The organism is Pseudonocardia sp. Ae150A_Ps1, from assembly GCF_001932315.1.
GTDB lineage: Bacteria > Actinomycetota > Actinomycetes > Mycobacteriales > Pseudonocardiaceae > Pseudonocardia.
Window position 1 is genome coordinate 457,289 of the sequence record NZ_MCIJ01000001.1, and the last position, 23,323, is coordinate 480,611.

The window sequence follows — 23,323 nt, forward strand, 5'->3', positions numbered from 1 at the left end:
CTCGACGCCGAGCAGTGCAGCTACCGGGCTCGGTCCCGCCCGACCCGGGGGGCCGCGGTGTGGAACCCGGTCCCCGCCTGGAACCCGGCCGCGGCCCGCAGCAGTGTCGACTCCGCAAACGGACGGCCGATCAGCTGCATACCGATGGGCAGTCCCGCATCGTCGAAGCCGCAGGGCACGCTGATCGCCGGCAGACCGGTCAGCGACGGCAACCCGGTGAACTGCATGATCGCCGAGAGCATGTCCTCCGGTCGTCCCGGATCGATCTCGACGGTCACCTCCCCGAGCGGGGTCGCGGTGAAGGGCAGGGTCGGACACACCAGCAGGTCCACCCGCGACAGCGCGGCGAGGGTCTGCGAGCGCAGCAGCGTCCGGTAACGCTGGGCCTGCAGGTACTGGGTGGCCGGCAGCATCTCTCCCGCCTCGAGCAGGAGCCGGACGTCGTCGCCGTAGTCGTCGGGGCGCTCGCGCAACCAGCGCTGGTGGTAGGTGCTGGGTTCGCACGCCTCGACGGTGAGCTGGGCGGAGATGTTGCCCTCGATGTCGGCGATCGAGACCTCGCTCGTGCGGGCGCCGCCGGCGACGAGGACGTCCAGTGCCGCGCGCAGCGCCTTGTCGACCGCAGGCTGGACGTGGTGCAGGGAGTAGCCCTCGATGATCCCGACCCGGAGCCCGTCGAGCCCGGCACCGAGATCGCGGGAGTAGTCCTCCCCCGCCCGGTCGGCCGAACCGGCATCGGCCGGGTCGTGACCGGCCAGCGCGGTGAACATGACCGCACAGTCCGCCGCGGTGCGGGCCATCGGACCGACGGTGTCCATGCTCCAGGCCAGTGGGATCACGCCTGCGTTGCTGACCCGCCCGATCGTCGGACGCAGCCCGGTGATGCCGTTGAGCGCCGCGGGCAGCCGGATCGATCCGCCGGTGTCGGTACCGAGCGCACCGAAGCAGGCTCGGGTCGCGACCGCGACGCCGGAGCCGCCGCTGGATCCACCCGGCATCCGGCCGGTGTCCCACGGGTTGGTGACGAACCCGTAGTGCGGGTTCGCCGAGGTCCCGCCCCACGCGAACTCGTGCATGTTGGTCTTGCCGACGATGATCGCTCCCGCCGACCGCAGTCGGCGGGTGACCGTCGCGTCCTCGGCCGGGCGGTGGTCGGCCAGGATGGCGCTGCCCGCGGTCGTGGGCTTGTCGCGGACGGAGACATTGTCCTTGAGCGCGACCGGGACGCCGTGCAGCGGTCCGATCCGGTGACCGGCGGAGATCATCGTCTCGCTCGCCCGGGCCACGGCCAGGGCGTCGTCGGAGTCGACGGAGATGAACGCGTTGGTCCCGGCGATCTGCTCGATCCGCCGCAGCGACCGCTCGACGAGCTCGACCGGGGACACCTCGCCGGCAGCGACCAGGTGGGCGACCTCGGTCAGCGTGCGGTCGAGGAGATCGTAACCCGGCGCCCGGTCGTCCGCCGCTCCGTCGTTCACTGCCCGCCCTCCTCGTCGTGGATCCCGGGACGGGTGAACACCACGGCGGGCATCAGCCCGTCGAGTTCGGCGGACTGCATCCGGGCACTCAGCGCGTTCGCACCGGGGATCCAGGCCGAGAGCAGCGCGGCCACCGGCGCGAGGCGGGAGGGCTCCAGCGGGAGCCCGGCCAGCGCTGCGATCGCGGCGACGTGATGAGCGTTCACGGCGCCCTCGTCGATGTCCTCGGAGAGGTCGTCGGCCATCACCGTGCCCCGGTGATCACGGCGACCGGTTCGCGGACGGCATGCTGGTGCATGTAGTTCGCCGGGAGCGCGAGGATCTCCTCGGTCCGCTGCTCGAGCTCCGTCTGCGAGACCCAGCCCTTGCTGCGCGCGAGGACCTCGAGTGCGGCCATCCACCGCTCGTAGTAGCTCCAGTGCTCCAGGTCGGGGCGCCCCGACTCGAACTCCTGGATGGCGGCGACGAGCCTGTCCTGGAACTCCGCCCACGGGAAGCCGAGCTCCTCGTGCAGGGCCACGGTCATGCTGAAGGCCCGGATCTCCCAGGCGTGGTCGAACGCGACATCACCCGAGCGGCGCGGGATCGCCTCGTTGAAGGGCAGGGCCTCGACCAGCGAGTCGACCCGCGGCTTGGTCTCCGGTGACGGCGTCCGGTTCAGTCGCTCCATCCCGATCACGCCGCGGCCGGGCCGGCGACGTCCGCGACCCCGATCAACGAGTCGCGGGTGACCAGCTCGGCGAGCCGGTCCTCGGACCACCTGTCGGTGCCGGCGGGGCGCCGGGGCAGCACCCAGTAGCGCAGCTCGGCGCTGGAGTCCCACACCTGCACCTCGACGCTCTCGGACAGGTCCAGGCCGAACTCGGCCATCACGCCGCGCGGATCACGGACCGCTCGGGCCCGGTAGGCCGGGTACTTGTACCAGTTCGGGGGGAGTCCCAGCACCGGCCACGGGTAGCACGAACACAGCGTGCAGACCACGAGGTGGTGGACGGTGCCCGTGTTCTCCAGGACCACCATCTCCTCGCCCTGCATGCCCGAGACACCCAACTCCTTGCACGCCTCGGTGGCGTCGGAGAGCAGGCGGGACCTGAACTCCGCGTCGACCCACGCCCGCGCGACGATCCTCGCCCCGAGCTGCGGGCCGACCTCGTTCTCGTAGACCGAGGACATGTAGTCGATCGCGTCCGAGCCGATGATTCCCTTCTCGACCAGGATCGCCTCCATGGCCTTGACGCGAGCGGCGATCCGGTCGTCCTCGGTGATCGTCGAGTGGTCGTGGTGCAGTGACATGATCGTCCTCTGATGTGCTCGGTGTCAGGGGGAGGAAGGGAGCGAGCGGTTCAGACCGCGGTGAGGTAGGGCTCCCACAGATCGATGTGGTTGACCGCGTTCGCCGCGCCCGGTTCGCCCGCGCCCCACAGCTCCTCAGAGCGGAATCGCACCGTGTAGAGGTGGTGGGGGTCCTCGCCCAGTCCCGCGGCGTTGCTGTCGGGATAGACGTAGGCGCCGTGGGTAGCGACGATCTCTCCGGTCCGTCCACGCACGTAGCCGGCACGGCGGGTGTGCATGGTCGAGACGTGGTCCAGCACGCGGACCCGGTCGCCCACGCCGAACGCGGGCCCGGAATCGGTCTCGCGACGGTAGTCGGCGCCGGTGGGGATCAGCTGCCGCAGCGCCTCGGTCAGGTCGGCCTTCGCCGCCTTCGGCGCAGCCTCCTCGGGGTGTTCCAGGTAGTGGCGGGTGCGACGTTCGAGATCCTCGGGATCGAAGATCCCCGCCTCGATGCCCCAGTGGATCATCGAGTGCATCCAGTGCTCGTAGTAGGTCGAGGCGAGATACTCCGCCGGCGGGATCTGCTCCATCCCGTACCGGAACTGGTCGAGATTGAACGCGCCCGCTCCGGCCATCGCCGGGAGCATCACCAGCACCCGGCGCTCCCAGTCGGAGTGGAACACCGGCTCGTCGGGCTCCGGATCGATCGGCCCGAAACCCTGCCGGCCACCCAGATCGTGCACGCCGTCCATGTCGCAAGCACCTTCCGTCGCCCGGTGTGGTCGCCGACACTAACCACGGGCAGACATACTGTCGATATTTATCGACACATAGAGGTGTTACGAGCGGATGTCCCCGACCCGGCCTCCTCGAAGACACTCACCCCGTCCGCACCGACCCGCGCGAGATGGAGCGCGGGCGCGAGCAGGTTGCGGGTACCGATCGCCCCGCCGTCGACGCCTTCGAGGTGTTCCACCAGCGCCCGGGCGGACAGCGGATCGCCGTCGTTCCCACGGCGCCGGGCCGCCTCGGCGTACTGCAGGATCGCCTCGTAGGCCGTCTCCGAGATCGTCGAGACCGGCGGGGCCCACTGCCCGAACCGCTCCCGGTACCGCGCGAGGAGCCGGTCGTTGCCCTCGGCCGCGACGTCCTGGAAGTAGGCCATCGCCGTCCAGATGCCCTCGGCCGCCGAGGCGCCGATGTGCTCACGGGTCGGCTCGTCCATCACCAGCGACAGCGTGCGCGTGGTGTCGCGCAGGCCCGCCCGGGCGCACTGGCGTTCGAACTCGACCTCGTCGGCGCCGATCAGTGACGACATCACGACATCGGCGCCCGAGCGCTGGATCTGCTCGATCACCGGCGAGAAGTCGGTGGTCCCCACCGAGGTGTAGGACTGGCCGACGAGGCGGCCGTTCACCCGCGGCACCGCGATGCGGGCCGCACGGTGTGCACCGTAGGACCAGCTGTAGCGCTCTCCGACCAGAAACCAGTCGCGAGCCCCGGTCGTGGTCATCAGCCGGTCCGCGATCACCGCGATCTGGGCGTCAGGGCGCTCCCCCAGCTGCACCGCCGCCCCGCGCCGGCTGTTGCCCCGCTCGTTCATGACCGAGTGGACGACCAGGACGTCGCGGCCGACCGCGGCGTCGATCGCGGCGAAACTCTGGCTCGTCGTGCTCGCGAAGACGGCATGACACCCAGCACGGCGGAGCCTGCCCGCCTCGATCGCCGCGATCTCGGGGTCGGTCTCGTCGTCGGCGACGACGAGGTCGAGCATCCGCCCGCGTACTCCCCCGCCCTCGTTGACCTCCTCGACCGCCAGCCGGGCCAGGTACTCGGTCGCCATCGAGTAGACCGCCGCCGGCCCCGACTTGCTCGTGACGAGACCCAGCCGGAGCGTCTGCTCGCCCGCATCGGGAAAGGGCAGGATGATCCCGCGGTGCCGCACCAGCCATCCCACGCCGGACTCGGACACCTCGGCCCGGACCCGGACCCTGGTCACGCCCGGCGCCTGCGGCACGAAACTCAGCCGGATCCGTCCCGGCCACGGCTGGACGTGGTCGATCACGATCGCCCGGCCGGGACGCACCGCGGACATCGTGCCCAGCAGCTCCACCCGGCGCCGGTCCGGGTCGGCGTCGATCGGCAGGGTCATCCGGACCGGCGCACCCACGGCCACCGAGTCACAACGGGCGTCGAACAACCAGTTCGAGCCCTCGGCACTACCGAACAGGGAGAAGGCCTCGTGTGGCGGCAGATCGACGACCGACTCCGCGGTGAGCGTCGCAGTACTCACACGAGGCACCTGCCATCTAGGACACGTCGCGGCGAACGTCGGACGCGGGACGGGACCCGAAGTCTGCGACCTGCTCGTCCGCCTTGTCGAGTGCGACCCCGGCCTGCATCAACGACTGCAGGTACAGGAACGCGTCACGCACCGCACCGTCGGGATTGAGCATGTAGTAGCGACGCCGGCCGTCGCGACGTTCGGACAGGATCCCCGAGGTACGCAGGATCCGCAGGTGGCTCGACACCGTCGTAGGCCCGACGCCGTCGACGGCGTCGGCGATGTCGGACACCGTGAGCTCACCCCGCTCGCCGAGCACCGAGAGGATCTGCCGGCGCACCCGGTCCGAGAGGGCGTCGAAGGCGACATTCTCGTTGGCGCTCACGCGGAGACCCTACATCAGTCGACAGCTGTCGACATGTTCCGATTTCAGACCGGGCGTCCACCCTTCCCGGGGGGGCACCGGGTCGCCGAGGCCTCGCTCCTCGGCGCCGGGAACCCGCCGACCAGCTGCTCGTGGGCGTTCGCCACCCGCAGCACGGTCGCGTCGTCGAACCGCTTGCCGACCACCATCATCCCGACCGGCAGCCCCTCGACCAGGCCCGCCGGCACGCTGCACGCCGGATGCCCGGTCACGTCGAAGGGCGCGGTGTTGCCGATCATGGACAACGCGGTGTCGAGATAACCCGCGAGCGGGACGTCGGAGGGCGGGAGCTCGCGCGCCACGTACGGCAGGGTCGGCATCACGAGCACGTCGTAGGTCGACAGCGCGTCGTCGTAGGCCGCCCGGAGCTCGTACGACAGGTTGCGGGCCATCGCGTAGTAGCGACCGCCGCCGAGCTCGTAGGTGTAGCGCCCCGAGAGCCCGACCAGCTTGACCGTCTTCGACAGCTCGGAACCGCGCTCGAGGCGACCGCGTGCGTAGTGGGCGATCAGCTCGGGATCGTAGAGACCGAAGGCCCCCATCCCGTAACCGTTGCCGTCGATCATCTGATAGGCCGCACCCTCGGTGGCGATCACGTTCCACACCGCCATGGCGTCGCGGTGCCACGGGATCGAGACCTCCTCGGCGGACAGCCCGGCCGCGGACAGGGCGTCGACCGCAGCGCGGACGGCGGCGTCGACGCCGGGCACCGAGACCGGGCTGTCGAAGCCCTCGGCCACCACCCCGATCCGCAGACCCGCCCCACCCCGCTCGAGCGCCGCGAGGTGGCCGGCCGGGGCGAGAACCGTGGGCTGACGCGAGTCGTAGCCGTCGACGCCCGCCATGACGTCCAGCATGCGGGCCGCATCGGCCACCGTGCGGGTCATCGGACCGAGGTGGTCGATGGTCTGCTCGATCGGGAAGGCGCCGGTGTAGGGCACCAGCCCGAAGGTCGGCTTGTGCCCGACGATCCCCGTGAACGACGCCGGGATCCGCACCGACCCGCCCTGGTCCCCACCGACGGCGAGGTCGACCTCGCCCGTCGCGACCAGCGCCGCGCTGCCACTGGACGCCCCCCCCCCGGCATTGCGCGCCGGATCCCACGGGTTGCGCACCGGCTCGGGCCACGAGGTGAAGCTCCCACCCGAGAAGCAGAGGTTCTCGCAGACCGACTTGCCCGACACGGTGGCTCCGGCGTCGAGCAGCCGCGTCACGACGGTGGCATCGCGGGCCGGCACGAACCCCTCCAGCGAGGAGGAGCCGCTGAGCATGGGCACGCCCGCGACCGCGACGTTGTCCTTGACCGCGACCGTGCGCCCGGCCAACGGTCCGCTCTCGGACCCGGTGATCGCCGTACGTACCGCCCACGCGTTGAGCGGGTTCTCCGGCGGGGCCCAGGTCTCACGCTGCGGAGGCGTCGGCGCGGTGCGCGCATACAGCTCCTCCACGCGCTCCGACGCCGCCAGCGTGGCGCCGACCGCCGGATGGAACTCGGCCACCCGGACTCGTCCAGGCCGAACCGGAAGTGCTCGGCCAACGCGGCGAGGCGGGCATGATCAGGCACGGGGACGGTCACGAGCACTCCTCCGGGACGGCTGGTGCGACGAACCTAGGAACGCTCCGACCACATGTCAACGCATGTCGACATTAAGATGATGTTGCCGGGAGCCGTCGCCGGCCCCCATCGAGCGGATCCGGCGAGGGCGGACCTCAGGACGCGGCGGGCCGGTGCGACGCCGTCGACTCCGCGACGAAGTCCGCGATCGCCGAGGTGAAGTCCTGCCGGCTGCGGGTCCAGGCGTAGAACATGTGGCCGCCGTCGAAGTGGCGAACCGTGAGACGCTCGGCCGTCGCCGGGTCCAGGCGCATCAGGTTGTGCAGCCGGTCGGCCGCGTAGTAGGGCGTCTGCAGGTCGTGGACTCCGTGCGTGATGAACGCACGCAGCCGAGGGTTCAGCGCCATCCCGTAGCGGAAGTCGTCGGTCGCGCCCTGCAGGGGCTGCAGGTACAGGCTCGCGCCGTCGTCCTTCCACTTCTGCACCACGTCGGTGTTGAGCAGCAGGTACTCACGATCGGTCGCCAACCCGATCTCCGAGCGCAGCAGGTGGTTGACCGCGGTGGTGTAGACCGGTGCCGCCCCGGTCAGGGTGGGGTCGCCGCCGGTGAACACGTCCCGGTCCGGGAACGGGTCCGACGTGGTGACGGTCGCGTCGAACCGTCCCACCACACGTCCCTGCTCGCGCAGCAGTTCGCGCGCGAACTGGTGCACCCGGACCCGACCCTCCGCGCGGGCCACGAACTCCGGCGGAAGCCCGAGCAGGTCCGCCAGGCGCCCGATGACGCGGTCGCGCTCCCCCGCCTCGCCGGAGGCCCCACGGGTGAGGAACACGGCGTAGTCGCCGGTCGCGAACTGCTCCGCCGCACGACGCACCTCGTCGGCCGAGACATCGGGACCGAACGCCCGGGAGCGCCCGTGGTGGTGGGCGGCCAGGGCCATGGTGGGCAGCACGTCCACCCACGGCAGCACCTCGTAGTCGCCACCGACGACCCCGGCGCCGATGCCCGCGAACTCCAGCGCCGGGGAGATGAGCACGGCGCCGGCGAGGCCGATCCCGGCGCTCTCGCCGAGCATGCGGGTCAATCGCCCGGCGCGGTAACCGCCGTAGCTCTCCCCCGCGACGAACACCGGCGAGCTCCATCGCCGGTTCTCGCTGAGCCAGCGCCTGATGAACTCGCACAACGACTGCAGGTCACGTTCGGTGCCGAAGTAGGCGTCCGCGTCCTGCTCCTGCTTCTCCGTGCCGTTCTTCTCGATCATCCGGCTGAACCCGGTGCCGACCGGGTCGATGAACACCAGGTCGGTGAACGCGAGCCATGACTCGTCGTTGTCCACCAGCCGCGGCGGTGAGGGCGGCATCGAACCGTCACCGGGGAAGTCGACCCGCCGCGGGCCGACCGCGCCGAGGTGCAGATATGCCGACGAGGCACCGGGGCCGCCGTTGAAGACGAAGGTGACGGGCCGGGGCTCGCCGGAGCCGGCGAGGTAGGCGACGGAGAACATCTCCGCGGTGGGCTTGTCGTCCTTGCGCAGCACCAGCCACTGCGCCGTCGCCCGGTACTCGATCCCGTTCCACGTGCCGGTGCTCGATGCACCCGCGGGCGGCTCGTGCGTCGTCCCCGTCGTCGTTGCTGCTGCGGGGGTGTCGTGGTCGACGTCGGCGCGGGTCATCCGGGGCTCCTCCAGCTGTGGGGTGGTTCGTCCCGACCATCACAGTCCGTGCCGTCGCGGCACGGTCAAGCCTCGTCACAGACCTGCCCCGGCCGTGTCCGGTCGTCGTTCACGCCGCGTTGCGCCGGCTCACCTACGGTCGGCTGACCACGGCCGAGGAGACCACATGGAACTGCGGCATCTGCACTCCTTCCTCACGTTGTCCGAGGAACTGCACTTCGGCCGGGCGGCACGACGCCTGCATCTCGCCCAACCCTCGCTGAGCCAGCAGATCCAGCGTCTCGAACAGAGTGTCGGCACCCGGCTGGTCAGCCGCTCCTCGCACGAGGTGGCCCTGACCGCCGCGGGAAGGGCATTCGTCACCGAGGCCCGCGGGGTACTGGACCGGGTCGAGCGGGCGCGCGACACCGCCCACCACGCCGCCGCGGGCCGGGCCGGGACGGTGCGGGTCGGCTGCAACCTCCCCGCGGCACAGGGCGTCCTCCCCCGCGTGATCGCCAGGTTGCGCGCCGAGCTCCCCGACGTCGTGGTCGCCCCGCGCGAGATGTGGACCGGGCTGCAGCTGCGGGCCCTGCACTCCGGGGACCTCGACGTCGCGATGATCTACGGCCCGCCGGCCGACGCCGGCCTCGGGCACCAGCGGTTGCTGCGCGTCCCGCTGGTCGCGCTCGTCGGGGATCGTCATCCCTGGGCCTCGCTGCGGCAGGTGTCGTTCAACGATCTCCGGGGGCAGCCGTGCCTGCTGTTCCACCGTGAGCAGAGCCCCGCGATGTACGACGTGCTCACCCACACCGCCGGCGCCGCGGGATTCACCCTCGACGTGGTCGACCACGTCGAGGATCCCGTCGCCACCTCCATCGTCGTCGCCGCCCGCAACGTGATCGGGTTCTGCTCGGCGGCCCGGGCGGCCGCGGTCTGCGCCTCCGCGGTGGGCATCAGACCGGTCACCGTGTCCCTGGTCGACCCGGTGCCCACTCTCGACCTGTACGCCGTGTGGCGATCCGACGTGGACAACCCGCTGGTCGAGGAGTTCGTCCGGTGTCTCAGGGCCGACGCTCCGTCCGGTCCGACACGCACGGCACGCGCGGCACGCCGATCGGCTCCGGCGCGCAGTGCGGTCGGCGCCTGACCCTGGTGGCCTCGGCGCGTCCCGCCGCACGGCCGGGCCAGGGCCCGACCCGCTCCCCGCACATCCCGGACCTCGACGGCGCCGGTCGTCCCGGCGGCCGGGCAGCGCCCGGCAATCGGACCTCATCGGGAGGCACCACCGCCCCGGTCGAGAGGCACCACCGATGGACCGATCGGAACGTCCTGATCGTGGCCGACCGCCGCACCCGGCACCGCGACGATCACGCTGGGCGGGCGCCCCGCCGCAGCCGAACAGAGGATGGACGATGAACCGGATAGCGCGGAGCGCGGCAGCGCTGCTCGCCGCAGTGGGACTGGCAGCCACCGCCGCCTGCGGTGCGGGCAACGGAACGGCCCCGGAGGGCACCGAGCCGATCGAGCTGACCTTCCTCGGCTACAGCATCGGGACCCCCGACCTCGGCGGCCAGGCCATGCAGGGGTTGATCGACCGCTTCCAGGAGCAGAACCCCGGGATCACCGTGCGCACCCAGCCGGTCGCGGTCGCCGACGTGCTCACCAAGCTCAAGGCCGACACCGCGGCCGGCAGTCCACCCGATGTCGCCCAGATCGGGTGGAGCAAGATGGCCGAGGCCTACGCCGATCTCCCCGTCGCCCCCGTCCAGGAGATCGCCGGGGACCAGTGGGCCGCTCACGCCGAGGGCATGGCACCGAACCTCATGGCAGCGGTCGCCGACGACGGCGTGGTCAAGGCGATGCCGTTCACCATGTCGATCCCCACGCTCTACTACAACGCCGACCTGTTCCGGGCCGCGGGCCTGGATCCCGACACCCCACCGACGTCGATGACCGAGGTCCGCGAGGCCGCCCTGGCCATCGCCCGCAGCGGTCGGGCAGGCGCCTACCTCGCCGTCGCCGACGTCGGCAAGTCCGACTACCTGACCCAGTCGATCATCAACACCGCGGGCGGATCGATGGTCGGGCCCGGTGGGGAGATCACCGTCGACAGCCCGCAGGCCGTCGACGCGCTCAGCCAGGTCCAGGAGCTCACCACCGCCGGAGCGCAGCCGGCCGTCTCCACCGCCGACGCCCTCTCGCTGTTCGGCTCCGGGCGGCTGGGGATGCTGCTGGCCAGCACCGGCGCACTCGTCTCGCTGGAGACGGCCTCGACCGGCAGGTTCGATCTCCGCACCGCGGGATTCCCCACGTTCGGCCGGGGCGCGCCGAAGCCCACCTACTCCGGCGCCGGTCTGGCCGTGCTCACCGACGACGAGGACCGCCGGCAGGCGGCGTGGAAGTTCGTGCGATTCATGTCCAGCGCCGAGGCCTACACCGTGTACGCGGAGAAGATCGGCTACCTGCCACTGCGCCCGGCACTGGCCGAGGACCCCGCCTACCTCGGGGACCACTTCGCCCGGAACCCCCGGCTGCTGCCCGCGGTGAAGCAGCTCGACACCGTGGAGCCCTACCAGGTCTTCCCCGGCGGACAGGCCAACCGCGCGGTCGTGACACTGCAGGACGAGGCGGTGGAACCCATCGTCCTGCGCGGCGCGGACCCGGCCACGACCCTGCGGGCCGCGGCCGAGAAGATCCGCGGGCTGTCGACGCGGTGAACGCGACAGTCGACGCGGAGGCCACGGCGGCGCCGCCCCCTGCCCCGCGTGCGGGCCGGCGGGCCCGCCCCTGGCTCTACCTCGGACCGCTGATCGCAGCCCTGGTGATCTGGGTCTACGGCCCGTTGCTGTGGACCGGCGCGCTGTCGGTACTGGACTGGAACCTGATCTCACCGGACCCCGAGTTCGTCGGCGTGGAGAACTACGTCGAGCTGTTCGGCCGGCCGGAGACCACGAACGCGATCGTGCGCACCGGGTTCTACGTCCTGGGCATGCTGCCGTTCGCCACCGTGATCCCGATGACCTTGGCGCTGTTGCTGTGGCGCCGCCCCGGACGCGCGGCCGAGGCCTACCGGGCCCTGCTGTTCTCGCCGGTGGTGCTGGCTCCGCTGGCCACCGCGATCTCCTGGAAGTTCCTGCTGAGCCCGGAGCAGGGGCTGGTCGACACCGTGCTGTCCGGGTCGGGGCTGCCGAGCCCGAACTGGCTGGGTGATCCGCGCACGGCGCTACCCGTCATCGTCGTGATCACCGCGGGCAAGATCGTCGCACTGAACGTGGTGCTGTTCTCGGCAGCACTGGCCGGCATCGACCGCCGCTCGATCGAGGCGGCCCGCATCGACGGCGCCACCGGCTGGGAGACGACGCGGTACGTCGTGTTACCCCAGCTCGCCCGCACGGTCGTCCTGCTCACCGCGCTGTGCGTGGTCGTGGCCGGGCAGTGGGTGTTCACCAACGTCGCCGTCCTGACCCGGGGCGGGCCCGACGGGGCGACGGGGCGACGGGGCGACGGGGCGACGGGGCGACGGGGCGACGGGGCGACGGGGCGACGGGGCGACGGGGCGACGGGGCGACGGGGCGACGGGGCGACGGGGCGACGGGGCGACGGGGCGACGGGGCGACGGGGCGACGGGGCGACGGACAACATCTACTACCGGCTCTACGCCGAGGGCTTCGACTTCTTCGACGCCGGCGCCGCGTCCGCACTCGCGGTCACCATCACGGCGACCCTCGCCGTGGCGTTCGGCGCGATCGCGTCGGCACGGAGAAGGAGCCACGATGCGCGCTGAGCTGCGCTGGCACGTACCGCTCGCGATCACCGGGCTGGGTGTGTCGTTTCCCCTGATCTGGGCCCTGCTGACTTCCTTCCGCGCACCGAACGCGATCTTCGAGATCGGCCCGTCACCGGTGTCGGCCGCCAACTACCTCGACGCCCTCACCCTGTTCCCGATCGGTCGGCTGCTGCTGAACTCCCTGGTGACCGCACTCGGGGTGACCGCGGCCCAGCTGCTGGTCGCCGTCCTCGCCGCCTACGCCATGCTGAGCCTGGGTGTGCGCAGCCGGCGCCTGGTCCTCGGCGCGGTCACCGTGTCGCTGATCGTGCCGCTCCAGGCGATGGTGATCCCCCAGTTCCTGATCGCGACGGGCCTGGGGTGGCGCGACACCTACCCGGGCCTGATCGTGCCCCAGCTGGCCTCCTGCGGTCTGGCCGTGCTGCTGATGTGGGAGCACGTGCGATCCCTGCCCGCCGACCTGCTCGGCGCCGCGGCGATCGACGGGGCGCGACCGGCGGAGACGCTCTGGTACGTCGTGCTCCCCCAGCTCCGTCCCGCGCTCGGCGCGGTCGGGATCCTCGTGTTCATCACGACCTGGAACGAGTACCTGTGGCCCGCTCTGGTCGCCCCCAGTCCGGAGAACACCACGATCCAGCAGGGCCTGGCCCTGTTCGACAACCAGGAGGGCGGCAACCCCGGTCCGCTGCTCGCGGCCTCGGTGCTGGCATGCGCGCCCGTCATCGCGGTCTACGCCGTGTTCTCGCGACGGATCACCGCCGCGTTCCTCCGAGCCGGAAGGCGTTGACGTGACCCTGCAGAAGGAGACCGCGGACCCGGGGCAGCCCACCGTGCCCGCCGTCACGACCGCAGCGGGCATCGAGCTGCTCGGGGTACGCCACCGCTACGGCCCCACACTCGCCCTCGACGTCGACGACCTCGCTGTCCCGCACGGTTCCCTGACCGTGATCGTGGGCCCCTCGGGCTGCGGGAAGTCGACACTGCTCTCGGTCGTCGCAGGACTGCTCTCCCCCGGCGAGGGCCGCGTGCGCATCGGCGGGACCGACGTCACCGACACCGCTCCCGGTGGACGTGGACTCGCGATGGTCTTCCAGGACTACGCGCTCTACCCGCACCTGTCGGTCGCGGCGAACATCGGGTTCGGCATGCGGCTCGAAGCCCGCCACTCGCGCGGTGCGGGCCCCGGGCGCGCCGAGATCGACCGGCGGGTCGACGAGGTGAGTGCCCAGCTCGGTCTGGCCGGTCTGCTCGAACGGCGCCCGGCGCAGCTGTCGGGTGGCCAGCGGCAGCGGGTCGCACTCGCCAGAGCGATCGTGCGCCGCCGCCCGGTGCTGCTGCTCGACGAACCGCTGTCGAGCCTGGACGCCCAGCTCCGCGCCCAGGCCCGGACCGAGCTGGCACGGCTGCACCGCGAGCTCGGCGCGACCCTGGTCATGGTCACCCACGACCAGTCCAAGGCACTGTCGATCGCCACGCACCTGATCGTCATGCGGGCCGGGCGAGTCGTGCAGGCCGCCGCACCGGACGAGGTCTACCGACGCCCACACGACGAGTTCGTCGCGACCTTCGTCGGCAGCCCGCCGATGAACGTGCTCGATCACGACCGCGCCCGGTGGGGGTGGCGCCCGGCGGACGGAGCCGTCCTCGGTGACGGCGACACGCCCGAGGTCGACGCGATGGTGCTCGACGGCACCGTCGACGTCGTCGAGTTCGCCGGCCACGACAGGCTCGTGCACTGCCGCAGCCGCGAAGGCCGGTGGTCGTTCACCGAGCCGATCGCGAGCGGGCGCGCGGTCGGTGACCACGTGCGGGTCTCGATCGCAGCGCGCGACCTGCACCGCTTCGATCCCGGGACCGGGCGGCGCGTCGGGTGCCGCGACTGATCTGTGGGTGGGCCGGGACGATCACTCGTCCCGCCCCGGCCCACCCACAGGTTCCGGGAGTGCGTGCTCAGCAGACCGGGAACACACGCTCCGGCGCGGCGAGATGCACCGGGCCGGCGAACGACCCGCACGCCTCGGCACGGCGCGCATCGAGCCAGGTGGGATCCGCGGTGACGAAGTGGGTCAGCACCAACTGGCCCACCTCGGCCGCGGCGGCCACCCGCCCCGCACGAGCCGCACTCATGTGCCCGTCGGAGGTGTCGTCGGGCAACTCGAGGGTGGACTCGCACAGCAGCAGGTCCGCTCCGCGGGCGAGCTCGCTCAGCCCGGCGACGTCCGAGGTGTCGCCGCTGTAGACCAGGCTCGACCCCGCGGGATCGGTCACGCGGATACCGCAGTTGGACATCGTGTGGTGCAGCGGCCGCAGCACGACGCGGCAGTCGCCGATGGTCAGCTCCTCGCCCGGCTCGTACTCCCGGATCTCCAACGCCGCCCCGAACGCACGGTCGAGCTCGGGCCGGCTGGGGATCGGGAACACCGCGGCGAGGCGCTCCAGCGCCGCCCGGCCGCCCTTCGGGACATGGAGCGGGATCGGACGGTCACCGGGCGCTGGCCCGGCCGTCGGCAGGGTCGGGAAACGGTCGTTCCCGAGCATCCGGGACGTCAGCAACGCCTTGCCCAGCGGCAACACGTCGTAGCAGTGGTCGGTGTGCAGGTGGCTGATGACGATCCCGTCGAGCGCTGCGGGTGTGGAGACCGCGCCGAGCGCGGTCACCGCCCCTGGTCCGCAGTCGAGCAGGACACGGGTCGAGTCGGTGGACACGAGGTAGGCCGAGCTGGCCTGTCCGTCGGCGGGCATCGCCGCACGGCATCCGAGCACAGTGAGCATCACGACTCGATCCTGATGCCGCCCACGGCGCAGGCCACCTCCGTTCGCGAATCCGACGTGCGCGATCGTGCGGATCAATCGCCGCACCGGATCCGTGCATCGGTGCTGGTAGGAACGACGAGCGATCATGGAGTCGCACCCCGGTGCGACCACCGCAGTCCCGTGGTCATCACCTCCGCCGCGAACCGCCAGGATCGACAGAGCCGGCGAGACAGGACGATGTGCCGGCGGGCGGCGGCCTCCGTGCGTAGTACCCGTACGCGTCGCCCGGATCTCCTGCCGGATCGACGTCGTCCGGGCCGGTCCTGCCGTGTCGCGGACCGTGGCCCGGCTCCGGCTGCCGCCGTCGTGACGGGGTCGTCGGTCGTCGTTTCGTTGATGATCTGCTGGCGTCAATGAAACATTGACATCTGAGGAAGGCGCCGGACGTCCTCCGCTCCGGTAGCGTCCCGGCCTGGAACTCTGGTGACCGCCGACACAGGGCAGATCACGGGAGGAGTGCGAGCAGCCGATGACGTCCGAGCCGCGGGTCCTCGTGGTCGAGGACGACCCCACGATCGGTGACGTCCTCGTCGGTGCCCTGACCGAGCAGGGCTACGACGTGGTCGCCGCCCCCGACGGCGGTACGGCACTGGCCGCCGCCGACCGGCAGCCGGTCGACCTGGCGCTGCTCGACCTGGGCCTGCCGGATCTCGACGGCAACGAGGTCTGCCGACGGCTGCGGGACCGGTGCCCGGACGCCATCGTGATCATCCTGACCGCGCGGGCCGAGGAGATGGACGTCGTCGTCGGTCTGGAGGCCGGGGCCGACGACTACCTGACCAAGCCGGTACGGCTGGCCGAGCTGCTGGCCCGTGTGCGCGCCCACCTGCGGCGCGGTGGGATCGTCGGTGTCACCCGCCGGATCGAGATCGGTGACCTCCGCATCGACACCGGGAGCCGCCGTGTCCGCGTGGCGGGGCACGAGATCGACCTCCGCGCCCGCGAGTTCGACCTGCTCGAACGACTCGCCCGCGAGCCGGGCGTCGCGGTGAGCCGCGACCGGCTCATGGCCGACGTGTGGGACGAGCACTGGTTCGGATCGACGAAGACGCTGGACGTCCACGTCGCCGCCGTGCGGCGACGGCTGGCAGGCCGTCCGGGCGCGCAGGTCCCGACCATCACGACGTTGCGCGGGCACGGCTACCGCCTCGACCCACCGGGCCCCGCCGGTGACCACGCCTGATGCGCTCCCGGATCGTGCGGCTCGCCGTCACCGCCGCCGCGGCGGCACTCGTCCTGTTCGGGGTGCCGCTCGCCCTGGGCCTGCAGCAGTACGCCACGGCGGACGAACGGTCCTCGCTCCAGCGACTCGCCGAGTTCGGCGCCCTGTCGGTGCAGGAGGACATGAGCCACGACCTCGATCCCACGGAGCTGCCGGCCGGGCCCGACGACACCTCGGTCGCGCTCTACGACGAGGACGGCGACCTCGTCCTCGGCGCGGGCCCGCCGGTCGGGGACGGACCGGTCGACCGCGTCCTGCGTGGCGGTCTGGTCTCCGGTCCCCCGGACCAGCTCGTGGTGGCAGCACCGGTGTCCGACACCCACGACGTCGTCGGCGTGGTCCGCGTCGCGAGCCCGGCCGGGACCGTCACCGCCATGCTCCTCCCGATCTGGTCCGGCATGCTCGGCCTGGCCGCGCTGATCCTCGCCGCGGTCTGGCTGTTCGCGCGCGGCCTCGCCCGGCGGCTCTCCCGTCCGATGGAGACGCTCGCCGCCGAGGCGACCCGGCTCGGTGACGGCGACTTCGCGGTGCGGCCCGAACCCACCGGCATCCCCGAGGTCGATCTCGTGGGCACCGCCCTCGCGGGGACCGGGCGCCGTCTCGACGAGCTGCTGGCCCGTGAGCGCGCGTTCTCGGCCGAGGCCTCGCACCAGCTACGGACACCGCTGGCGGGTCTCCGGCTGCGGCTGGAGTCGACGCTCGACCGTCCGGACCGGCTGACCCGCGCGACCGTCGAGGACGGCCTCGCGTCCATCGACCGGTTGGAGCGCACCATCGACGAGCTGCTCACGCTGGCCCGCGAGCGACGGGGACGGTCCGCCCCGGTCGACCTGGTGCGGTTGCTGGCCGAGGCCGAGGCTGAGTGGCGCGACCGCCTCGCCCGTGCGGGGTGCGTCTTCACGACACGCCGGCCCCACGACCTCCCCGACCCGGCCGCGGGGGCGGCGGCCGTCCGCCAGATCGTCGGCGTCCTGCTCGACAACGCCGCCCAGCACGGCGCCGGTGCCGTCTCCCTCGTCGCCCGTGAGGCCGGGCCGAGCGCGGTGGCGCTCGACGTCACCGACGAGGGCGGTGGTGTCCCGGAGTCCGCGCTCGCCGGCAACGGGTCCGGCATGGGTGTCGCACTCGCCCGTCGCCTCGCCGAGTCCGAGGGCGGCCGCCTGACGATCCGGCGGTCACCGTCGGTGGTGACGCTGTTGCTCCCCGTCGCCGAGCAGGCGACCGACGGCCACTGACGGAGAGCGCTTCTTACCGTCCGCTTACCCGCCGCTGGGCCGGCGCTGGTGCCCGTCGTCCTACCGTTGCCGGTGAGACCACGGCGACGAGGGAGCAGCCCGATGCGTTCTGTCGTACCGAACCGGCACCGTGCCGAGCTGGCACGCGACCGTGCCTTCCTCGCCCTGGCCGGTGACGACGGGCTCGCCGGGCACGGATACCACTACGGCACCGTCCGGGTGCTCGTCCCGGACGAACCGGCCGAGCCCCGGTACACCACCGACACCCTGCTGCTGTCCTGGTCCGCACCGGAACCGACCCCGCGGGGGACCGTGCGGCAACGGCTGTGGCTGCACGTGACAGGACCTGACGGGCAGCACGCGCACCGGGCTCCGGGCGACGTGCTGCGGCGCGCCGGCGAGGTGCTGCTCGACCGGAACTCGGCTCTCGCCGGCTGCGCGACGGTGGAGACGGCCCGGCCACGGATCCTCCGCAAGGTCGGTGACCAGCTGGTGACGACGGCGTTCGACGTGCACGTCCCACTCTGACGTCTCCCCCGGGCGGCCCGGGCCGTCATGCCGCGGCGAGCCGGTCCGCCAGCGACCGGCACACCGCACGCAGGCTGTCGAGACCGGCCGCGACGGCGGGCTGGTCCTGCGCGCCCGCGCGGACCGCGGCGATCACCCGGCGGATCGGCACCGGTGGCGTGCCGATGCGCAGCCGGCGCGTGTCGTGCCGGGCCGGCAGGTCGGCCAGCCGGGGTACGAGCGCCACCCCGAAGCCGCGGGCGACCAGAGCGGCACCGGTGTCCCACTCGTCGGCGTAGTGGGCGATGTCCGGGGCGAAGCCCGCGCTGGAGCACGCCATCGTCACGAGCTGGTGGTAGGCGCGCCCGGGGCTGCTGCAGATCCACCGGTCACCGGCCAGGTCGTGCAGCGCCACGTCCGGCCGCTCGACCAACGGGTGGTCGGGGCCCACGAGCAGGTCCAGGGGCTCGTCGAACAGCGCACGCTGGTCGAACGACGGGTCCGACGCCGGGGGGATGGCCGACGTCGCGACGACCACGACGATGTCGGCCTCGCCCGCGGCGAGCAGGTCGAACGCCCGGGCCGGCTCGCACTCGCGGAGCGCGACCTGCAGGGCCGGGTGGCTCTCGCGCAGCCGCCCCATGACCTCGGGCACGACGGCCGCCGCCGCGGTGGAGAACCCGCAGAACCGGACGACGCCTCCGACGTCCCCGTCGCGGTGCGCCGCCAGCTCGGCGCGGGCCCGCTCCCACTGCGCGGCCAGCGTCTCGCCGTGCGCCAGGAGGGTCCGGGCGGCCGCGGTGAGCCGCACGCCCCGCCCGTCGGGCTCGAGCAGCGTGACCCCCAGCTCCCGCGCCAGGCCCTGCATCTGGTGCGACGCCGAGGACGGGGTCATCCGGCAGATCTCGGCCGCGGCGGTGACGCTCCAGTGCCGCGCGATCGCCGCGAGCACCCGGAGCCTCCGATCGATCATTCGAAAAACGTACATGATCGCGAGTTCAAATCTTCGATGGACGTGTAACGACGTCCGCACGCATCCTGTGGCCGGCACCACATACACACCCCCTCACCAGCGATCCGAGGGTGTCCTCGGCACGCCAGGAGTAGTAGCGACATGACGACCTACCGCGCGATCGTCGTCGGCCTCGGCGGACTGGGCTCGGCGACACTGCACCGCCTGCCCGCCGAGCTGGGGCCGGGTGTGCTGGGCCTCGAGCAGTTCGAGCTCGGGCACCACCGGGGGGCCTCGCAGGACCACTCCCGCATCATCCGGCTCGCCCAGCACCAGGAGCAGTACGCCGCACTCGCCGCTCCAGCCTACAAGGCGTGGGCCGAGGTCGAGGCCGAGTCCGGGCAGCAGATCCTCACCCGCACCGGCGGGCTGGTGATCGAGGACCGGATCGCCCGCCGGGGCGCGGCGACCGGCACCCGCAACATCGAGGGCTACACCGCGATGTTCGACCGTTTCGGCGTCGGGTACGAGCTGCTCGACGCCGACGAGCTCACCGCCCGCTGGCCGCAGTTCCGCGTCGAGGGTGGCGAGCAGGCCCTCTACCAGGCGGACTCGGGCATCGTCGACGCCGCACGGGTCAACGCGGTGCACATCGCGCTCGCCAGGGCACGCGGGGCCGAGGTCCGCCCGCACACCCCGGTCCGGGCGGTCCGCGCCGACGGTGACGGCGTCACCGTCGTCACCGACGGGGAGACCCTGCGCGCCGACCGTGTCGTGGTGGCCGCCGACGCCTGGACCAACCAGGTGCTCGCCGGGACCGGTGTGCAGCTCCCGCTGACCGTCCTGCGCGAGCAGGTCACCTACTACTCCACCCCGCACCTCGCCGAGTTCTCGACCTCCCGGTTCCCGGTGTTCATGTGGCACGGACGGCACAACTTCTACGGGTTCCCCGTCTACGGCGAGGTCGCCACGAAGCTCGGCCAGCACATGGGCGGCGAGGAGACCACCGCCGAGGACCGCTCCTTCGAGCCGGACCCGGTCCGCCGTGACCGCTACGACGACTTCCTCGTCCGGCACATCCCGCGCTTCCGCGGGCCGGAGCTGTACTCCCGGACCTGCCTCTACACCGTGCCGCCGGACCAGAACTTCATCCTGGACAGGCTGCCCGGATCCCCGCAGATCGTCGTCGCCAACGGCGCCGGCCACGCCTACAAGTTCGCCGCACTGATCGGCGGGCTGCTCGCCGACCTCGCCCTGGACCGCGAGCCCGCCCACGCCGTCGACGCGTTCTCCGCCGGCCGCCCCGCGCTCACCGACCCGGCGTTCCCCCGCAGCTTCCACGTCTGAGCCCGCCCCCACCCGAAGGGAGACACACGATGACACTCGACGTCACGGCGACGACGGCCCCGGCCACCGCCCCGGGCGACGCGCTGCCGGCCCGGCCCGTCGATCCCGCGCTGTTCACCGAGGAGTCCACCTACCGCCACACGCGCCTCCCGGTGGAGCTGGCCTCGACCCTGCTGCCCGACGCCTACACCTCGCCGGCGTTCTTCGCGCTCGAGCAGGAGAAGGTGTTCGCCTCCGGCTGGGTCGCCGTCGGCTTCGTCGCCGACGTCGACGCGGCGGGCGCCTGCGTCGTCGTCGACGTGGCGGGACGCTCGGTCGTCGTCACGCGCAACCGGCACGGCGAGCTGCGCGGCTTCCACAACGTGTGCCGGCACCGGGCCACGAAGCTGCTCGACGCCGGTGCCCGCGAGGTCGGCAGGCGCGGCCGGATCCGGTGCCCGTACCACAACTGGACCTACGACACCGACGGCACGTGCCTGGGCACGCCGCTGTTCGAGGGCTCCGACGTGCCCCCGGGCCAGGAGGCCGTCTTCGACACCTCGGGCGCGAAGGGATTCGACCGCGCCGACTACGGCCTGCTCCCCGTCTCCGTCGAGGCCTGGGGCTTCCTCCTGTTCGTCAACCTCGCCCCCGACCCCGCACCGCTGCGCGACCACCTCGGAGACCTCCCCCGGCGATTCGCCGACCACCGGCTGCAGGACTGGACGCCGCAGCGCCGGTCCTCCTACGACGTCGCCGCGAACTACAAGCTCGTCGGGGAGAACTTCATGGAGTACTACCACCTGCCCTGGGTGCACCCGGAGCTCAACCAGGTCTCGCAGGTCTCCGACCACTACCGCTGGCAGGGGCCCGGCCGCTACACCGGGATGTGCACCACGCCGGTGTCGCGCAACACCGAGGCCGGCGGCTGGGACGGGCTGGCCCCGCTGAGCACGCTCGGCCCCCAGGACCGCGAGGCCGGCCGGTTCGTCTGGCTGTTCCCCAGCTGCGCGCTGGTCGTGCTGCCGAACCATGCGTTCGTGCTGCTCAACCGGCCCGTCGCGGCCGACCGCACGATCGAGACCGCGGTGCTCCTCACCCACCCCGAGGCGACCGGCTCCCCCGGCCTGGAAGAGGGCCTCGACCAGCTGGAGAAGTTCTGGGACCTGGTGAACCGCCAGGACGTCGAGATCGTCGAACGGGTTCAGGAGGGTATGGCCGACCCCGCCTACCGCGGCGGGCGGATGTGCTTCCGCTTCGAGGAGCCGCTGCACCGCTTCCAGAACATGGTCGTCGACCGGATGGTCGGCATCGACCGGGTCCCCGGCGGCGACGACGAGGTCATGACGCCCATGTTCGGGGACCCGGCATGACCGCCGCGCTCGACGTCCACCCCGCCCACCACGTCGACGGTGCCTGGGTCGCGGCCCGCGACGGGCGCACGCTCGCCGTGGAGGACCCCTCGACCGGCGCGACCGTCGCGCACGTCGCGCGTGGCGGTGCCGCCGACGTCGACGACGCCGTCCGTGCCGCCCGGGCCTGCGCGCGCACGATCCGCGGGACCACCCCGGCCGACCGCGGCCGGGCCCTGCGGGCGCTGGCCACGGCACTCGGGGACCGCCGCGAGGAGTTCGCGCACCTCGAGACCCTCGACACCGGCAAGCCGATCTCGCTGTCGCGCTCCGAGGTCGCGGGCTGCGTCGACTACCTGCACTACTACGCCGGCGCCGCGGACAAGCTCCACGGCGAGACCATCCCGCTCGGGCCCGGGTCGCTGGCCTTCACCGTCCGCGAGCCGGTCGGGGTGAGCGCCCACGTCGTCCCGTGGAACGCCCCGCTGTCGATGCTGTGCCGCAGCCTCGCCCCGGCCCTCGCGGCCGGCAACACCGCTGTCGTCAAACCCGCCGAGCAGACCCCGCTGACCGCGCTGCGCCTCGCCGAGCTCGTCACCGCCGCCGGCTACCCGCCCGGGACCTGCAACGTCGTCACCGGCCTGGGCACCGAGGCCGGCCGGGCCCTGGCCGGCCACCCGGGGATCGGGTCGCTCACCTTCACCGGGTCGGTCGCCACCGGCCGGGCGGTGCTGCGGGCCGCGGCCGAGCACATCACCCCGGTGGTGACGGAGCTGGGCGGGAAGTCGCCACAGATCGTGTTCGCCGACACCGACCTCGACGACGTGGCCGACCAGGTCGTCGCCGGTTTCACCGCCAACAGCGGCCAGTACTGCGACGCCGGGTCCCGGCTGCTGGTCGAACGCTCCGTGCACGACGAGCTCGTCGAACGGGTCGCCGCCCGTGCCGCGGCGCTCACCATCGGACCGGGGGCCGACGACCCCGACCTCGGGCCGCTGGTCTCGGCCCGGCACCACCGTCGCGTGGCCGGCTACGTCGCGCTCGGACACGCCGAGGGACGCCTCGTCGGCCGGCCACGACCGGTCCCGCCGGACGGTCACTACCTCGCCCCCGCCGTGTTCACCGGCCTCGCACCGGACGCCCGGATCGTGCAGGAGGAGATCTTCGGGCCCGTACTGGCCGTCCTGGCCTTCGACGACGAGGACCACGCGGTGCGCCTCGCCGACGGCACCGACTACGGCCTGGGCGTGGGCATCCACACCCGTGACATCGACCGGGCACTGCGCGTGGCCGGCCGCGTCGACGCCGGTTACGTGATGATCAACGAGTACTTCGGGGGCGGCACCGCCGTCCCCTTCGGCGGCACCAAGCTCAGCGGCACCGGCCGCGAACGCGGGCTGGTCGCGCTGGAGAGCTACCTGAGCACCAAGACCGTCGTCGCCCGCACGAGCGGATGA

General features: G+C 72.3%; 22 protein-coding genes. 11 read left to right on the top strand and 11 right to left on the bottom strand.

The genetic code is table 11. From position 1 onward, the window contains the following. Positions 1-20 precede the first annotated feature (20 nt). The 9 genes from Ae150APs1_RS01990 to Ae150APs1_RS02030 all read right to left on the bottom strand — a co-directional run bounded on the left by Ae150APs1_RS01990 (position 21) and on the right by Ae150APs1_RS02030 (position 8,689). On the bottom strand, positions 21-1,478 hold the full coding sequence (locus Ae150APs1_RS01990) for an amidase (protein WP_075295381.1): 1,458 nt from the start codon (positions 1,476-1,478) through the stop codon (positions 21-23). Further along, complete coding sequence (locus Ae150APs1_RS01995; protein WP_139316779.1) at positions 1,475-1,723, bottom strand: hypothetical protein; 249 nt, start codon at positions 1,721-1,723, stop codon at positions 1,475-1,477. Before Ae150APs1_RS01995 ends, Ae150APs1_RS01990 begins: the two co-directional genes overlap by 4 nt. After that, a complete protein-coding gene (locus tag Ae150APs1_RS02000; protein ID WP_060576639.1) occupies positions 1,723-2,148 on the bottom strand; it encodes a nitrile hydratase accessory protein in 426 nt (141 codons plus the stop codon). Before Ae150APs1_RS02000 ends, Ae150APs1_RS01995 begins: the two co-directional genes overlap by 1 nt. A gap of 5 nt (positions 2,149-2,153) precedes the next feature. Continuing rightward, positions 2,154-2,771 carry a nitrile hydratase subunit alpha gene (gene nthA / locus Ae150APs1_RS02005; RefSeq protein ID WP_075295383.1) on the bottom strand — a complete coding sequence of 206 codons (618 nt, stop codon included), beginning with the start codon at positions 2,769-2,771 and terminating at the stop codon, positions 2,154-2,156. Positions 2,772-2,821: 50 nt separating this feature from the next. Continuing rightward, a complete protein-coding gene (nthB, locus tag Ae150APs1_RS02010; protein WP_075295385.1) occupies positions 2,822-3,505 on the bottom strand; it encodes a nitrile hydratase subunit beta in 684 nt (227 codons plus the stop codon). Positions 3,506-3,573: 68 nt separating this feature from the next. Further along, a complete protein-coding gene (locus Ae150APs1_RS02015) occupies positions 3,574-5,046 on the bottom strand; it encodes an ABC transporter substrate-binding protein (protein ID WP_075295387.1) in 1,473 nt (490 codons plus the stop codon). Between the two features lie 16 nt (positions 5,047-5,062). Next, positions 5,063-5,422: a metalloregulator ArsR/SmtB family transcription factor gene (locus tag Ae150APs1_RS02020; RefSeq protein WP_075295389.1), complete on the bottom strand. Its 360-nt coding sequence runs from the start codon at positions 5,420-5,422 to the stop codon at positions 5,063-5,065. A 44-nt stretch (positions 5,423-5,466) separates the two neighbouring features. After that, positions 5,467-6,960 carry an amidase gene (locus Ae150APs1_RS02025; RefSeq protein ID WP_139317617.1) on the bottom strand — a complete coding sequence of 498 codons (1,494 nt, stop codon included), beginning with the start codon at positions 6,958-6,960 and terminating at the stop codon, positions 5,467-5,469. 211 nt (positions 6,961-7,171) lie between these two features. Further along, a complete protein-coding gene (locus tag Ae150APs1_RS02030; protein ID WP_075295391.1) occupies positions 7,172-8,689 on the bottom strand; it encodes a peptidase S10 in 1,518 nt (505 codons plus the stop codon). A gap of 166 nt (positions 8,690-8,855) precedes the next feature. Between Ae150APs1_RS02030 and Ae150APs1_RS02035 the strand changes: the two genes are divergently transcribed. The 5 genes from Ae150APs1_RS02035 to Ae150APs1_RS02060 all read left to right on the top strand — a co-directional run bounded on the left by Ae150APs1_RS02035 (position 8,856) and on the right by Ae150APs1_RS02060 (position 14,341). Beyond that, positions 8,856-9,818 carry a LysR substrate-binding domain-containing protein gene (locus tag Ae150APs1_RS02035; protein ID WP_075295392.1) on the top strand — a complete coding sequence of 321 codons (963 nt, stop codon included), beginning with the start codon at positions 8,856-8,858 and terminating at the stop codon, positions 9,816-9,818. 265 nt (positions 9,819-10,083) lie between these two features. Next, complete coding sequence (locus Ae150APs1_RS02040) at positions 10,084-11,388, top strand: ABC transporter substrate-binding protein (RefSeq protein WP_075295394.1); 1,305 nt, start codon at positions 10,084-10,086, stop codon at positions 11,386-11,388. Further along, the gene (locus tag Ae150APs1_RS02045) at positions 11,385-12,455 is read left to right on the top strand and encodes a sugar ABC transporter permease (RefSeq protein WP_249266174.1); all 1,071 of its coding nucleotides are present in this window, start codon (positions 11,385-11,387) and stop codon (positions 12,453-12,455) included. The genes Ae150APs1_RS02040 and Ae150APs1_RS02045 overlap by 4 nt, the downstream gene beginning before the upstream one ends. Beyond that, complete coding sequence (locus Ae150APs1_RS02055) at positions 12,445-13,245, top strand: carbohydrate ABC transporter permease (protein WP_075295396.1); 801 nt, start codon at positions 12,445-12,447, stop codon at positions 13,243-13,245. The genes Ae150APs1_RS02045 and Ae150APs1_RS02055 overlap by 11 nt, the downstream gene beginning before the upstream one ends. Position 13,246: 1 nt before the next feature. Next, positions 13,247-14,341 carry an ABC transporter ATP-binding protein gene (locus tag Ae150APs1_RS02060; protein WP_075295398.1) on the top strand — a complete coding sequence of 365 codons (1,095 nt, stop codon included), beginning with the start codon at positions 13,247-13,249 and terminating at the stop codon, positions 14,339-14,341. A gap of 67 nt (positions 14,342-14,408) precedes the next feature. Here the strand turns inward: Ae150APs1_RS02060 and Ae150APs1_RS02065 are convergent, their stop codons facing one another. Next, complete coding sequence (locus Ae150APs1_RS02065) at positions 14,409-15,200, bottom strand: MBL fold metallo-hydrolase (protein WP_249266175.1); 792 nt, start codon at positions 15,198-15,200, stop codon at positions 14,409-14,411. 541 nt (positions 15,201-15,741) lie between these two features. Here Ae150APs1_RS02065 and Ae150APs1_RS02070 point away from each other — a divergent pair. The 3 genes from Ae150APs1_RS02070 (at position 15,742) to Ae150APs1_RS02080 (ending at position 18,257) form a co-directional block, all read left to right on the top strand. Then, entirely contained in the window at positions 15,742-16,455 is a 714-nt protein-coding gene (locus Ae150APs1_RS02070) for a response regulator transcription factor (protein ID WP_075295402.1), read from the top strand. Further along, a complete protein-coding gene (locus Ae150APs1_RS02075; RefSeq protein ID WP_075295404.1) occupies positions 16,455-17,729 on the top strand; it encodes a HAMP domain-containing sensor histidine kinase in 1,275 nt (424 codons plus the stop codon). The genes Ae150APs1_RS02070 and Ae150APs1_RS02075 overlap by 1 nt, the downstream gene beginning before the upstream one ends. A 102-nt stretch (positions 17,730-17,831) precedes the next feature. Continuing rightward, on the top strand, positions 17,832-18,257 hold the full coding sequence (locus tag Ae150APs1_RS02080) for a hypothetical protein (protein ID WP_060575963.1): 426 nt from the start codon (positions 17,832-17,834) through the stop codon (positions 18,255-18,257). Between the two features lie 25 nt (positions 18,258-18,282). On the opposite strand, the gene Ae150APs1_RS02085 is transcribed toward Ae150APs1_RS02080, so the two are convergent. Further along, positions 18,283-19,209, bottom strand: a complete 927-nt coding sequence (locus Ae150APs1_RS02085) for a LysR substrate-binding domain-containing protein (protein WP_075295406.1) — start codon at positions 19,207-19,209, stop codon at positions 18,283-18,285. A 141-nt stretch (positions 19,210-19,350) separates the two neighbouring features. Between Ae150APs1_RS02085 and solA the strand changes: the two genes are divergently transcribed. Genes solA through Ae150APs1_RS02100 form a run of 3 tightly spaced genes read left to right on the top strand, consistent with a single transcriptional unit; the run spans position 19,351 to position 23,323 of the window. Further along, entirely contained in the window at positions 19,351-20,535 is a 1,185-nt protein-coding gene (gene solA / locus Ae150APs1_RS02090) for an N-methyl-L-tryptophan oxidase (protein WP_075295408.1), read from the top strand. 29 nt (positions 20,536-20,564) lie between these two features. Then, positions 20,565-21,887 (top strand): aromatic ring-hydroxylating dioxygenase subunit alpha, encoded by a 1,323-nt coding sequence (locus Ae150APs1_RS02095; RefSeq protein ID WP_075295410.1) that lies wholly within the window; start codon positions 20,565-20,567, stop codon positions 21,885-21,887. Next, complete coding sequence (locus Ae150APs1_RS02100; protein ID WP_075295412.1) at positions 21,884-23,323, top strand: aldehyde dehydrogenase family protein; 1,440 nt, start codon at positions 21,884-21,886, stop codon at positions 23,321-23,323. Before Ae150APs1_RS02095 ends, Ae150APs1_RS02100 begins: the two co-directional genes overlap by 4 nt.

Bases quoted from the DNA above. Each gene is read 5' to 3' on its own strand.
- Ae150APs1_RS01995 (WP_139316779.1), bottom strand. From the start codon at position 1,723: ATGGCCGACGACCTCTCCGAGGACATCGACGAGGGCGCCGTGAACGCT.
- Ae150APs1_RS02000 (WP_060576639.1), bottom strand. From the start codon at position 2,148: ATGGAGCGACTGAACCGGACGCCGTCACCGGAGACCAAGCCGCGGGTC.
- nthA (WP_075295383.1), bottom strand. From the start codon at position 2,771: ATGTCACTGCACCACGACCACTCGACGATCACCGAGGACGACCGGATC.
- nthB (WP_075295385.1), bottom strand. From the start codon at position 3,505: ATGGACGGCGTGCACGATCTGGGTGGCCGGCAGGGTTTCGGGCCGATC.
- Ae150APs1_RS02030 (WP_075295391.1), bottom strand. From the start codon at position 8,689: ATGACCCGCGCCGACGTCGACCACGACACCCCCGCAGCAGCAACGACG.
- Ae150APs1_RS02035 (WP_075295392.1), top strand. From the start codon at position 8,856: ATGGAACTGCGGCATCTGCACTCCTTCCTCACGTTGTCCGAGGAACTG.
- Ae150APs1_RS02040 (WP_075295394.1), top strand. From the start codon at position 10,084: ATGAACCGGATAGCGCGGAGCGCGGCAGCGCTGCTCGCCGCAGTGGGA.
- Ae150APs1_RS02055 (WP_075295396.1), top strand. From the start codon at position 12,445: ATGCGCGCTGAGCTGCGCTGGCACGTACCGCTCGCGATCACCGGGCTG.
- Ae150APs1_RS02065 (WP_249266175.1), bottom strand. From the start codon at position 15,200: ATGCCCGCCGACGGACAGGCCAGCTCGGCCTACCTCGTGTCCACCGAC.
- Ae150APs1_RS02070 (WP_075295402.1), top strand. From the start codon at position 15,742: ATGACGTCCGAGCCGCGGGTCCTCGTGGTCGAGGACGACCCCACGATC.
- Ae150APs1_RS02075 (WP_075295404.1), top strand. From the start codon at position 16,455: ATGCGCTCCCGGATCGTGCGGCTCGCCGTCACCGCCGCCGCGGCGGCA.
- Ae150APs1_RS02080 (WP_060575963.1), top strand. From the start codon at position 17,832: ATGCGTTCTGTCGTACCGAACCGGCACCGTGCCGAGCTGGCACGCGAC.
- Ae150APs1_RS02085 (WP_075295406.1), bottom strand. From the start codon at position 19,209: ATGATCGATCGGAGGCTCCGGGTGCTCGCGGCGATCGCGCGGCACTGG.
- solA (WP_075295408.1), top strand. From the start codon at position 19,351: ATGACGACCTACCGCGCGATCGTCGTCGGCCTCGGCGGACTGGGCTCG.
- Ae150APs1_RS02095 (WP_075295410.1), top strand. From the start codon at position 20,565: ATGACACTCGACGTCACGGCGACGACGGCCCCGGCCACCGCCCCGGGC.
- Ae150APs1_RS02100 (WP_075295412.1), top strand. From the start codon at position 21,884: ATGACCGCCGCGCTCGACGTCCACCCCGCCCACCACGTCGACGGTGCC.